The 11,652-nt window shown below is 68.9% G+C and carries 9 protein-coding genes and 2 tRNA genes; 4 read left to right on the forward strand and 7 right to left on the reverse strand.

The window, feature by feature from the left end:
• Positions 1–96 precede the first annotated feature (96 nt).
• Positions 97–1,554 carry an MFS transporter gene (locus ACFUCU_RS00740; protein WP_377970035.1) on the forward strand — a complete coding sequence of 486 codons (1,458 nt, stop codon included), beginning with the start codon at positions 97–99 and terminating at the stop codon, positions 1,552–1,554.
• On the opposite strand, the gene ACFUCU_RS00745 is transcribed toward ACFUCU_RS00740, so the two are convergent.
• The 6 genes from ACFUCU_RS00745 to bcp form a co-directional block, all read right to left on the reverse strand.
• Positions 1,555–4,791, reverse strand: coding sequence for an efflux RND transporter permease subunit (locus tag ACFUCU_RS00745; RefSeq protein ID WP_377970036.1), 3,237 nt, complete (start codon positions 4,789–4,791; stop codon positions 1,555–1,557).
• 81 nt (positions 4,792–4,872) lie between these two features.
• Positions 4,873–6,375 carry a malate:quinone oxidoreductase gene (locus tag ACFUCU_RS00750; RefSeq protein ID WP_364134866.1) on the reverse strand — a complete coding sequence of 501 codons (1,503 nt, stop codon included), beginning with the start codon at positions 6,373–6,375 and terminating at the stop codon, positions 4,873–4,875.
• 78 nt (positions 6,376–6,453) lie between these two features.
• Positions 6,454–8,100, reverse strand: a complete 1,647-nt coding sequence (locus ACFUCU_RS00755; RefSeq protein WP_377970037.1) for an ABC transporter substrate-binding protein — start codon at positions 8,098–8,100, stop codon at positions 6,454–6,456.
• A gap of 274 nt (positions 8,101–8,374) precedes the next feature.
• On the reverse strand, positions 8,375–9,070 hold the full coding sequence (locus ACFUCU_RS00760; RefSeq protein WP_377970038.1) for a fasciclin domain-containing protein: 696 nt from the start codon (positions 9,068–9,070) through the stop codon (positions 8,375–8,377).
• A gap of 198 nt (positions 9,071–9,268) precedes the next feature.
• Positions 9,269–9,350, reverse strand: a tRNA-Leu gene (locus ACFUCU_RS00765).
• A gap of 54 nt (positions 9,351–9,404) precedes the next feature.
• Positions 9,405–9,878 carry a thioredoxin-dependent thiol peroxidase gene (gene bcp / locus ACFUCU_RS00770; protein WP_377970040.1) on the reverse strand — a complete coding sequence of 158 codons (474 nt, stop codon included), beginning with the start codon at positions 9,876–9,878 and terminating at the stop codon, positions 9,405–9,407.
• Between the two features lie 109 nt (positions 9,879–9,987).
• Here bcp and ACFUCU_RS00775 point away from each other — a divergent pair, with 109 nt between their 5' ends.
• From ACFUCU_RS00775 to ACFUCU_RS00785, 3 genes are all read left to right on the forward strand, one after another.
• Positions 9,988–10,482 carry a MarR family winged helix-turn-helix transcriptional regulator gene (locus ACFUCU_RS00775; protein WP_290257470.1) on the forward strand — a complete coding sequence of 165 codons (495 nt, stop codon included), beginning with the start codon at positions 9,988–9,990 and terminating at the stop codon, positions 10,480–10,482.
• Between the two features lie 100 nt (positions 10,483–10,582).
• Positions 10,583–10,717: a hypothetical protein gene (locus ACFUCU_RS00780; protein ID WP_290257472.1), complete on the forward strand. Its 135-nt coding sequence runs from the start codon at positions 10,583–10,585 to the stop codon at positions 10,715–10,717.
• Between the two features lie 19 nt (positions 10,718–10,736).
• Positions 10,737–11,306 (forward strand): hypothetical protein, encoded by a 570-nt coding sequence (locus ACFUCU_RS00785; protein WP_377970042.1) that lies wholly within the window; start codon positions 10,737–10,739, stop codon positions 11,304–11,306.
• A gap of 128 nt (positions 11,307–11,434) precedes the next feature.
• Here the strand turns inward: ACFUCU_RS00785 and ACFUCU_RS00790 are convergent.
• Positions 11,435–11,507, reverse strand: a tRNA-Lys gene (locus ACFUCU_RS00790).
• Positions 11,508–11,652: the final 145 nt, after the last annotated feature.

Genomic DNA, 11,652 nt, shown 5'->3' on the forward strand with positions numbered 1-11,652 from the left:
GGTATTCCCGGACCTTCGCCGCCGCCGGCCGCGCCGGGACCTAGGATGCAATCAATCTGCTGGCCGCCCCGGGTCCAGCCCGTACGGAAGGCCCGCATGCGCCGGATCATCGCGTTCCTCTGCCTGGTGGAACTCACCAGCGGCATCCTGCAGGGGTACTACACGCCCATCCTCACGGACATCGCCCGCCACCTGGGCATCCACGACGCGGACGTCAACTGGTTCGAGGCGGCGCAGCTGACCGTCAGCGCCCTGGCCGTCCCGGTGCTGGCGAAGCTGGGCGACCTCTACGGGCACCGGCGGATCCTGCTGGTTTCCACCGCGCTCACCGCCGCCGCGTCCTGGGCGGTGGCGTTCGCGCCGGACTTCTGGACCTTCCTCGCCGCCTGGTCGCTGCAGGGGTTCTACGTGGTCTGGCTGCCGCTGGAGATCGCCCTGGTCTTCAGCCGGGTGCATGGACGGCCCGACGGCGCCGCCCTCACCCGCCGGGCGGCCGGCGTGCTGGTGGGGGCGCTGGAGTTCGGCGTGATCGCCGGCGCCCTCGCCTCCGGGGCGCTCGCCGAGGCGTTGGCCGGCCAGCTGCCGCTGGTGCTGACCGTGCCGGCGTTCGCCGTCACCGCCTGCTGGTTTGTGATCCGCTTCGGGGTCCCGGAGTCCGCCGGGCGCGCCGCGGGCTGGGTGGACACGCAGGGCCTGGCGTTGCTCGCCGTCGGCCTGCTGCTCGTCACCTCCGGCCTGACCCTGGTCCGGCTGAACGGTCCCGGTGCCTGGTGGGTGTGGGCGGTGCTGGCCGCCGGCGTCGCGGTGTTCGTCCCGTTCGTGCGGGTGGAGCTGCGCAAAGAGGACCCGCTGGTGGACATCCGGATGCTCCGGTCCCCGGCGATGTGGCCCGTGCAGCTCACGGCCGGACTCTTCGGCGTCTCGGTCCTCGGCGCCCAGGCCCCGCTGTCCACCTTCGCCCGCACCGATCCGGGGACCTACGGCTACGGGCTGGGGCTGCGCTCCGGCCAGGTCTCGATCATCATCGGGGTGTACGTGCTGGCGCTGCTCGCCGGGGCCCTGCTGTATCCGCTGGTGACCCGGCGGCTGACCCCGCGCCTGACCCTCGTGGGGGCCGCGGCGCTGGTGGGCATCGGCTACCTGCTGTTCCTGCCGCTGCACTCCAGCCTGGCCGAGACGCTCGTGAACATGGCCATCGCCGGCGTCGGCTCCGGCGCGCTGGTGGCCGCGCTGCCCTCGGCCGCGGCGGCTGCGGCCCCGTTGAACCGGACCGCCATGGCCACAGGGCTGACTAACACCACCAAGACCATGGGCGGAGCCTTCGCCTCGGCGGTGTTCGGCATCGCCCTGCTCAGCCACGCCGCGGCCGACGCCGGGGTCGGAGGTGCCGACGCGGGGCAGACCGCGGCCCCGTTGGCCGGCTACCTGCTGGTCTGGGCGATCTGCGGCGTCACCGGTCTGGCCGCGGCGGCGGCCCTGGCCCTGGTGCCCCGCCTGGCGTTCTCGGACCCGGCTCCGGAAGCAGCCGTCGGCCCCGCCAACGCCCGCACCTGACTAGTTGCGGAACGCCGGGGCCGCGTCCGGGTCATCGGAAGTCGCGGTTGCATCCTCTGCGGCGTCCCCGTTCCGGCCAGCGGGAGCCGCGGGCCGGGCGTGGCGTCCACTTGTCGGCGCGCCGCCGTCGCGCTCCAGGGCCTTCCGCTCCCGCCGTCCCTCGACCAGCCGGTACAGCACCGGCACCAGGATCAGGGTCAGGGCGGTGGAGGAAATCAGGCCGCCGATGACGACGACGGCGAGCGGCTGGGAGATGAACCCGCCGCCGCCGGTCAGGCCGAGGGCCATCGGGGTCAGTGCGAAGACCGTGGCCAGGGCCGTCATCAGGATGGGGCGCAGACGCTGTCGGGCGCCGTGGGTGATGGCGTCGGCGACGTTCATGCCGGGTTCGCCGTTCCGCGGCTGACGGTACTGGTTAATCAGGTCGATCAGCACGATCGCGTTGGTGACCACGATGCCCACCAGCATCAGCATGCCGATCAGTGACGGCAGGCCCAGCGGGACCTTGGTGATCAGCAGCAGGGCAATCGCACCGGTCGCCGCGAACGGAATCGACACCAGGAGGATCAGCGGCTGCACCAGCGACTTGAAGGTGGCCACCATGATCACGTACACGATCGCGATCGCCGCCAGCAGGGCCAGGCCCAGCTGGCCGAAGGACTCGGCCTGCTGGGTCGTGGCGCCGCCGATTTCCGCGGTGACGCCCGGCGGCAGCTGGACCGTCTTCAGCCGGGCCTGCACCTCGGTGCTGACGGCCCCGAGGTTCCCGCCGGAGGGGGTCACGGAGACGCGCGCGGTCCGCTGCCCGTTGCTGGCGGTGATGGAGACCGGCACGTCGGCCTGCTCCACGGAGGCGATGGAGGACAGCGGCACGGGTCCGCGCGCGGTCGGCAGCTGCAGGTCGCGGACCGCGCCGATGCTGCTGAACTTCGTTCCCTCGCCGATCCGGACCGGGTAGTCGTTGGTGCCGATCCGGACCGTGCCGGCCGGGACCGGGCTGATGGTGGAGGCGAGGACGGCGCCGACCTGCTGTTCGTTCAGGCCGGCCGCGGTGGCCTTGGCGCGGTCCACCTTGACCTGGACCACGGGCTGGCTGGCGGCGAGGTTGGTGCTGACCTCCGAGGAGCCGGGGACGCCGTCCATGGCCTTGACCATCGTGTCGCTGGCCGCCTGAAGGTCGGCAGAACCGGCGGCCTTGAGTGTGATGTCCACGGTCGACGTCGTCCCGAAGCCGCCCTGCTGGGAGCCGACGGTGATCTTGCCGGCGTCGGAAATTGCGGCCAGCCGGGTCCGAACGGTGTCCTGCAGCTTCTTCTGGTCCGCCTTTTCGTCGGTGACCACGGTGAAGGTGGAGTTGGCGGCGCCGGTGGACTGCAGGGCGGAGAAACCGGTCTGGGCGTTGCCCGTGGTGACCTGGACGTTCTTGATCCCGTCGATGCCGCGGAGCACGTCCTCGACCTTGACGGCGGCCGCGTTGCCCTGGTCCAGGCTGGTGCCTGCGGGCAGTGCCTGGCTCACGGTCAGGCTGTTCTGGCCGGAGCTGCCCAGCAGGTCGGTGGCCAGCAGCGGGGTCATGGCGACGGTGCCGCCCAGGACCAGGACGGAGGCGATGAGCGTGATGACGGGGTGGCGCTGGGTCTTGGTGAGCACCGGGAGGTAGCCGCGCTGCAGCAGGCTGCGCCGCTCGGCGTCGTGCGCCTTCGCGGCCGCTTCGGCGGCGTCGGTGTTCCCGACGGCGTCGTCACGTGCTGTTGTGTCACGGGACCGGGGGCTGCGCAGGAACCAGTAGGCCAGTACCGGCACGATCGTCAGGGAGACCAGCAGCGAGGAGATCAGCGCGATCGTGACCGTCAGCGCGAAGGGACGGAACAGCTCCCCGGCCAGGCCCGCCACGAACGCGATCGGCAGGAAGACCGCCACCGTGGTCAGGGTCGAGGCCGTGATCGCCCCGGCCACCTCGCGGATCGAGGTGAGGATCGCGGTGATCTTCGCCTCGCCATAGCTGAGGTGCCGCTTGATGTTCTCGATCACCACGATCGAGTCGTCCACCACGCGGCCGATCGCGATGGTCAGCGCGCCCAGGGTCAGGATGTTCAGCGAGTAGCCGGTGGCCTTCAGCCCGATGAACGTGATCAGGAGCGAGAGCGGAATCGAGACGGCCGTGACCAGGGTGGAGCGGACCGAGAGCAGGAACAAGAGGATGATGCCGACGGCGAAGCCCAGGCCCAGCAGGCCCTCGGTGGTGAGGTCCTTGATGGACTTCTCGATGAACGGCGCCTGGTCGAAGACAGGGGTGAACTTTGCGTTGGACCCCAGTTCCGCCTCGAGCTGCGGGATGGCGTCCTTGACCGCGTGTGAGATGCCCACGGTGTCGCCTTCGGGCTTCTTGGTGACGGAGACCGCCAGGGTCTCCTTGCCGTTGGTGCGGGTGATGGAGGTGCGGGCGTCCTCGGCGATCGAGACGTCGGCGACGCTGCCGATCGTGGCGGCGTTGCGCGCCCCGCCCAGCGGCAGGGCCTTGATGGCGTCCACGGAGTCCACCGGGCTGCCGATCTGCAGGGAGAGGGTCTTGCCCTGGTCCTGGATGCTGCCGGCCGGGACCAGGCTGCCGTTGTTCTTCAGGGCGTCGCTGATCGCCTGGATGGAGGTGCCGGCGGCCGCCATCGCCTCGGGCTTCGGCTGGATCTGGATGTGCTCGGTGGCGCCACCGGTGACCTCGGCGCCGCGGACGCCGTCGATCTTCTGCAGCCGCGGCACGCTCAGCCGGGCGAGGTCGGTGTTGAGCTCACTGAGCGGCTTGTCCGAGGAGACCGCCAGGTACACAATCGGGAAGTCACTGATGCTGCCGGCGATCGCCTGCGGCTGGACATCCTTGGGCAGCGCCTGCTTGGCGTTGGAGATGGCACGGTCGATCTGGTTCCGGGCCCGGTCCAGGTTGGAGCCGTAGGTGAACGCCAGGGTGATCTGCGAAACGCCGTTGCGCGAGGTGGACGACGTCGACTCCAGGCCCTCGACGCCACGCAGGGCGGTCTCCAGCGGACCGCTCACCTGCTTGTCCACGACCTCGGGCGAGGCGCCCGGCATAGAGGTGATCACCGTGATCTGCGGGAACTCGATCGAGGGGATGAGCTCCTGCTTCAGTGAGGTCATGGTGATCACCCCGAAGACCGAGGCGAAGACGGTGATCAGCGCGATCAGCGCCCGGTTTCCGAGCGAGAGCCTGGCCAGCCGGAACATTCATGAACTCCTGTGGGTCTACGGACGCCGTACCGGACGGGACGCCTCAAGGGACTAAACGTGCCGCAACCCGGCAGAGTTTCAGCGGGAGGCCGGGACCGTTTCGAGCTGCAGGACCTTGGCCGTGTCGGCCTCGAGCTGCGCGGCGAGCTCCGGGTTCTCGTTGAGCTTGACGCCGTAGCCCGGCATCATCTCCTTGAGCTTGCCCTGCCAGCCCTTGAAGTCCTTCGGGAAGGCCTTCTGCAGCAGTTCGATCATGATCGGCACGGCGGTGGAAGCACCCGGGGAGGCACCCAGCAGGGCGCCGATGCTGCCGTCGCGGCCCGCGATGACCTCGGTGCCGAACTGCAGCACGCCGCCCTTCTTCGGGTCCTTCTTGATGATCTGCACGCGCTGGCCGGCGGTGATGAGCTCCCAGTCGCCGTCCTTGGCCTCGGGGTAGTACTCGCGCAGGGCCTCAACCTTGGCGCCGTGGCGCTTGGCGACTTCCTTGACCAGGTAGGCCGTGAGGTCCATGTTGTCCTTGGCCACGGCCAGCATCGGGATGATGTTGGAGGGGCGGATGGACAGCGGCAGGTCCAGGTAGGAGCCGTTCTTCAGGAAGTTGGTGGAGAAGCCGGCGTACGGGCCGAAGAGCAGGGAGCGCTTGCCGTTGACGTAGCGGGTGTCCAGGTGCGGGACGGACATCGGCGGGGCGCCCACGGAGGCCTGGCCGTAGACCTTGGCGCTGTGCTGGGCGGCCAGGGACTCGTCGGTGCAGCGGAAGAATTGGCCGGAGACGGGGAAACCGCCGTAGCCCTTGCTCTCGGGGATGCCGGAGGCCTGCAGCAGGTGCAGGGCGCCGCCGCCGGCGCCGACGAAGACGAACTTGGCGTGGATGGACCCGCGCTCACCGGAGCGCGGGTGCTTCAGGGACAGGTCCCAGCCGCCGTCGGCGGCGCGGCTGATGCCGGTGACGTCGTGGCCGTAGTTGATCTCCACGCCGTTGTTGCCCAGGTAGCCGGTGAGCTCACGGGTCAGGGCGCCGAAGTCGACGTCGGTGCCTTCGGCGGCGCGGGTCGCGGCCACGCGCTGCTTCGGGTCGCGGCCCTTGATGATCAGCGGCGCCCACTTGGCGATCTGCGCCTGGTCCTCGGAGTACTCCATGGAGCGGAACAGCGGGTTCGGCTTGAGCGCCTCGTAACGGGTCCGCAGGAACTTGGTGTTCTCCTCGCCCACCACGAAGCTCATGTGCGGGACGGTGTTGATGAAGCCCTTGGGGGAGCCGATCAGGGAGTTGGTGACCAGGTGGGACCAGAACTGGCGGGAGAGCTGGAACTGTTCATTGATGTGCAGCGCCTTGGACGGATCCACCGAGCCGTCTTTGGCGGCGGGGGAGTAGTTCAGTTCGCAGAGGGCGGCGTGGCCGGTACCGGCGTTGTTCCAGGGATCGGAGCTTTCCAGGCCCGGGCGGTCCAGCCGCTCGAACAGCGAGATCGTCCAGTTCGGCTCGAGCTGCTTGAGGAAGGCACCGAGCGTGGCGCTCATGATGCCGCCGCCAATCAGGACGACGTCGGCGTGTTGGGTCTTGGAAATGAAGGTCACATCAGTCTCCGGTAGCAGCGGCTCTGGCTGTCACAGAATATCCCCGCACGGCCCACTAACTGAAATTGGCCCGGCACGTCAAGACTTGAGGACCACCTTCGTGAAAACTTCGTTGAGCACCGGCGACGCCGGGTACTTCACCACCCGGTCGGAGAGCGCCAGCGCGGAGATCGGGAAGGCGATCGGCACGGCCGGCACCGACGCGGCGATCTGCGCGTTGATGGTCTGGTACTGCCCGGTGCGGTCCTTGCCGTCCGGCAGGCCGCGGGCCCGGGCGATCTTGGAGAACACCTGCGGGTCCTGGTAGCCGAACTCGCCGTTCTTCTCGCCGAAGAGCGGGCCGACGAAGTTGTCCGGGTCCGCGTAGGAACCGTTCCAGCCGAGCAGGTGCAGGGCGTGGTCCCCGGGGGAGGTGACCTTTTGCAGGTAGCCGTCGGACCAGTCCACCGGGACGGGCTTGATGTTCAGGCCGACGGCGATCAGCTCTCGGCTGATCTCGGCGTAGACCTTCTCCGGCGTCGGCAGGTACGGCCGGGTGACGTTCAGCGGGTAGTAGAACTTCAGCTCCTCGCCCTTGTACGTGGACTGGGCCAGCAGCTCCTTGGCCTTGGCCGGGTCGTGGCCCAGCGACGGGGCGTTGTTGTTGAAACCGCTGAGCTTCGGCGGCACGAACTGGGAGGCCGAGGACGTGTTGTCGATGAAGAACTTCCGGATCAGGGTGTCCTTGTCCAGGGCCATCTCGATCGCCTGACGCACCTTCAGGTCCTGCAGGGCCGGGATGTCCTGGTTCATGCCCAGGTACATGACGGAGAACGGGTCGCGCTGGATGATCTGCTTGCCGCGCTTGACCAGCTGGTCGAAGTTACCCACGGTGACGGAGTCGTAGGCGTCGATCTTGCCGTCCAGCAGCGCCTGCATCCGGGTCTGCGGGTGGTCGTAGGTGACGAAGTTGATTGTGGCGATCTGGCCCCTGTCACCCCAGTAGTTCTTGTTGCTGGAAAGCGTGACGGTGTCGTTGTCCCAGGACGTGAACACGTACGGGCCGGTTCCCACCGGCTTGAGCGCGTAGGCGGAGACCGGCTGGCCGTCCCGGGTCTGGTTCAGCACGTCCGCGGACTGCGCCGCGAGGGCCTTCGGCGAGGACATGGCGAAGGCGGGGAGGGTCAGCGCCTGCAGGAAGCCGGTGAAGGGCTGGGTCAGGTCGATCTCGACGTTGCCGCCCGCGAGCGGGGTGCAGCCCTTGTAGATGGAGAGCGAGGCCTGGTCCGCGTTGGCCTTGAAGACGCCCTTGAACGAGGTCCCGGGGGCCTGTTTCCGCAGCGCCTCGGAGAAGTTGAACCAGCGGTTGAAGTTCGTGCACACCGCGGGACCGTCGAAGGGGGTGCCGTCCTGGAAGGTGACACCGTCGCGGAGCTTGAAGGTATAGGTGCGGCCGTCGTCGCTGGTCTTCCACTCGGTGGCCAGCAGCGGCGTGGGCTTGCCGCTGTTTTGGTCAACGCCCACCAGGCCCTCGAGGATCTGCCGGGTGATGCGGTACGAGTCGACGTCGGAGACCAGCGCCGGGTCCAGTCCCAGCGGGCGGGACGCGGTGCCGAAGGTAAAGGTTTCGGTGGGTCCGGTGCCGGCGGCGGCCGACGACGACGGCACCGGCCCGGGCGCGCCCGTGCAGGCAGCAACGGGAGCCAGGAGCAGCAGCGCGCCCAGGCCTGCGACGAGGCGGCGCATCCTGCGCGGTCCTCTGATGGGCGCGGTCCTGCTGGGCACTGAAGAATCACCTCGGGAAACGATGGGGCCGCCGGCTGCGGAGTGAGCCCCATTCTAGTGGACGGTGCCGTGCCGCAGACTCCCGCAGACTCCGGCGCGGCCCCGGCCCGGCCCCGGCCCGGCCGTCATGAACGCCCCGGGCACGGCGAAGGCCCGCACCGATGGTGCGGGCCTCCGTTTTCTCCGGTCGGGTCCGGGGAGTCAAGCCGGACCCGGAAAGGGAGGTTGGTGGTGGTTACTTCGGCATCAGCACGGAGTCGACCATGTACACGGTGGCGTTGGCGGTCTTGACACCGCCGCAGACGACGTTGGCGCCGTCGACCATCAGGGCGTCCTTGCTGCCGGTCACGGTGACCGAGCCGCCCTCAACCGTCTTGTGGGTGCCCACGATCTGGTCCGGGGAGATCTTGCCCGGAACAACGTGGTAGGTCAGGATCTTGCTCAGCAGGGCGTCGTCCGTCTTGAGCTTGTCGATCGTGGCCGCGTCGATCTTCTTGAAGGCGTCATCGGTCGGGGCGAAGACGGTGAACTCGCTGCCGTTCAGGGTGTCCACCAGGTTGACCTTGGGGTTGAGCTTGCCGGAGACGGCGGCGGTCAGCGTGGTGAGGATCGGGTTGTTGGAGGCTGCGGTGGCTACCGGGTCGAGAGCCATGCCGGACACGGAGCCCGCACCGCTGGGGACCTGGGCGGCGTAGGCGGCGCAGCCGGAGCCGACCAGGTCGGCGGCCGGGTCCATGGCGCCGGCAGAGGCGCTCATCGACGGCGAGGCGCTCATGGAGGGGGAGGCTGCCATGCTCGACGCGGACGGGGCCGCAGCCGGGGCCGACGAGCTGGAGGAGCCGGTGGTGGATCCGCCGCAGGCGGTCAGGCTCAGCATGGCGACGGCGGCGATGCCGGAAACGGCGAGCGTGGTGCGCTTGATGGTCTGCATTGTGAATCTCCTTAGTTGTGCCGAGGTAATGCGTGCAACGGAGGGTTGTTCCGGTGCTGCTGTTGTTCGACTGGCGGGCACCGACCCTTGGTTGGTGTCTCACTGAAGATTCGGGCGATGGGGCCGGGGGGATGGGTGGGATTGCAGAAATATTTTAAAAACGGGAAAACCCCGGCCAGAGACCGGGGTTTTCCAAGGTGCGCAAGGGGGGACTTGAACCCCCACGCCCGAAGGCACAGGAACCTAAATCCTGCGTGTCTGCCAATTTCACCACTCGCGCGCGGCGCCGTCGTCGGCGGATCCGGGGATCCGGCGTCGGACGCCAGGGACCATTCTACAGATCGAGCTTGAGGTCCCGCCGCAGTTTTGCCACGTGGCCCGTGGCGCGGACGTTGTACTGGGCCAGGGCCACCTTGCCGTCCGGTCCCACCACCACGGTGGAGCGGATCAGCCCGTCGTAGGTCTTGCCGTAGTTTTTCTTCTCGCCCCAGGCGGCGTAAGCCTCGGCGACCTTGTGGTCCGGATCTGACAGCAGGGGGAAGGTCAGGCCCTCATTCTCGGCGAACGTGGCGAGTTTGGCGACGGGGTCGGGGGAGATGCCGACGACGTCGTAGCCGGCGGCGGAGAGCGAAGCGAGGGAGTCCCTGAAATCGCAGGCCTGCTTGGTGCAGCCCGGGGTCGCGGCCGCCGGGTAGAAGTAGACGACGGTGCTGCGGCCCTTGAAGTCCTTGAGGCCCACGGTGCGGCCGGTGGAATCCTGGAGGCTGAAATCGGGCGCGCTGTCGCCGGGGACGAGTCGTTCTGCCACGGTGGGCTCCTGTTCTGGGACGCTCCGGAGAGCGGATGTGACGGACGGAACCCCAGCTTAGTGAGCGCCTAAACCGACGACGAATCAGGGATTCGGTATACTGCTTACTATGCCCGATTTGGATCGCTGGCCCACTGGCCGCCTTTTGTCCACGGCAGCACGCCTGGTTGAGCACTCCTGGAATGAAAAGCTGGGAGCAATCGGCCTTACCCACGCGGGGGTCATCGCGATGGAAGTGCTCTCCGTCCATGGCCCCATGACCCAGGCGCAGCTGGCACAGCTGGTGCGTGTCCAGGCTCAGACGATGGGCAAGACCCTCAGCCGCCTCGAGGCGCACGGCCACATCTCCCGTGAGCGCAGCGTCTCTGACCGGCGCAGCCACGTGGTGACGCTGACCGACCGCGGCCGGGAGGCCGTCGTCGCCGCCGCGGACATGGAACGCTCCGTGCTCGCCGCCGCGTCCATCGACCCGGATACCCTTCGCCACGAGCTGCAGGCCGTGGTGCGTGAACTTGCAAACCGCATCTCCTCCACCGAGGACGCGAAGGACATTGTCGACGCCCCTGCACCCAAGGTGTCGGCGGACGCAGGCACCCTCTCCTAGCCTGTCCTTTCCGGCCGGCACCGTCCTGCCCCCGGGAGCACGGCGCGAACTGCGTGTCACGCCCCGGGGTGCCGGTCGACCTCGCATAGGGTTGTGTGCCATGGACACGTCGCACCCGCCGGAGCTGGAAGGGCAGACCTCGATCAATGAGCTGCTCGACGAGCCCGTGGGCGCAGATCCCGTCCAGTTGGTCCTGCCCCTGCTCTTCCACCCGGCGCTCCGCGTCCGCGGCTGAGCCCGCGCCGGAAATTGCCATGACCGATCACCGCTGTGCGCGCCGCCCCTCCCCGGGAGCCGTTGCCGCGACTCTGGCCGCCACGGTCCTGGCCCTCACGATCTCCGCGGCACCGGCGAAGGCCGAGACCTGCGCACCCGTGATCGTGTTGCCCCTCGGGCCCTGCCAGCCGACGGCACCGTCCAGTCCCAGGCCCACGGCCACCGCCGGCCCGGCGCCTGCCCCCACCACAGCCCCCGTGGCCCCTGCACCAGCCCCGGCCGTTCCCGCTCCCGTGGCCCCGGCACCGGTTTCCCCGGCGGACCGGGCCGCCCCGGCCGCCTCCGGTGTGCCGCCGGCAACGACGGCGCCTGCCACACCCACGAGCCCTGCGTCCCCTTCCCGGGCGCCCTCCGCTTCCGTTCCGCCGCAGCCCGCCGCCCCTACCCTCCCGGCGGACGCTCCGTCGGGCGGAGGCGCCACGGACGCGCCGGAACCGGGGGAGCGGGGCACCATGGGGCTGGGGGCTGCTCTGCTGGCCGGCGGCGGCGTCCTGGTCTCGGCATCAGCTGCCCTGGGACTGCGCGCCCGCCGCCTCCGGCTGCGCTGACCGGAACCCCCTCGCCGCAGCGGCTCCCTGCCTTCGGGTAATCCACCTTGCCGCCCGAAATCCGCGCAGACACAAAAAAGCCGCTCCAACTCCGACTTTCATCGGTGTTGGAGCGGCTTCTTTTCGTGTGCACCCCCCGGGACTCGAACCCGGAACCCATTGATTAAGAGTCAATTGCTCTGCCAGTTGAGCTAGAGGTGCAGCTGTTGTTTTCGTTCCCCCGGGCTGTTTATTTCCCGCGGTGTTCTCCGCAACGACATGAAACTCTACACGAGATTTGCCGGAGTGCGAAATCGGGGCCCGGGAGGTTGTCCAGGCGGGCGGGACGATGCGCGGCAACCCCGCA

Source organism: Arthrobacter sp. NPDC057259 (assembly GCF_042668995.1).
Taxonomy (GTDB): domain Bacteria; phylum Actinomycetota; class Actinomycetes; order Actinomycetales; family Micrococcaceae; genus Arthrobacter.

Bases quoted from the DNA above. Each gene is read 5' to 3' on its own strand.
- ACFUCU_RS00740 (WP_377970035.1), top strand. From the start codon at position 97: ATGCGCCGGATCATCGCGTTCCTCTGCCTGGTGGAACTCACCAGCGGC.
- ACFUCU_RS00745 (WP_377970036.1), bottom strand. From the start codon at position 4,791: ATGTTCCGGCTGGCCAGGCTCTCGCTCGGAAACCGGGCGCTGATCGCG.
- ACFUCU_RS00755 (WP_377970037.1), bottom strand. From the start codon at position 8,100: ATGCGCCGCCTCGTCGCAGGCCTGGGCGCGCTGCTGCTCCTGGCTCCC.
- ACFUCU_RS00760 (WP_377970038.1), bottom strand. From the start codon at position 9,070: ATGCAGACCATCAAGCGCACCACGCTCGCCGTTTCCGGCATCGCCGCC.
- ACFUCU_RS00775 (WP_290257470.1), top strand. From the start codon at position 9,988: ATGCCCGATTTGGATCGCTGGCCCACTGGCCGCCTTTTGTCCACGGCA.
- ACFUCU_RS00780 (WP_290257472.1), top strand. From the start codon at position 10,583: ATGGACACGTCGCACCCGCCGGAGCTGGAAGGGCAGACCTCGATCAAT.
- ACFUCU_RS00785 (WP_377970042.1), top strand. From the start codon at position 10,737: ATGACCGATCACCGCTGTGCGCGCCGCCCCTCCCCGGGAGCCGTTGCC.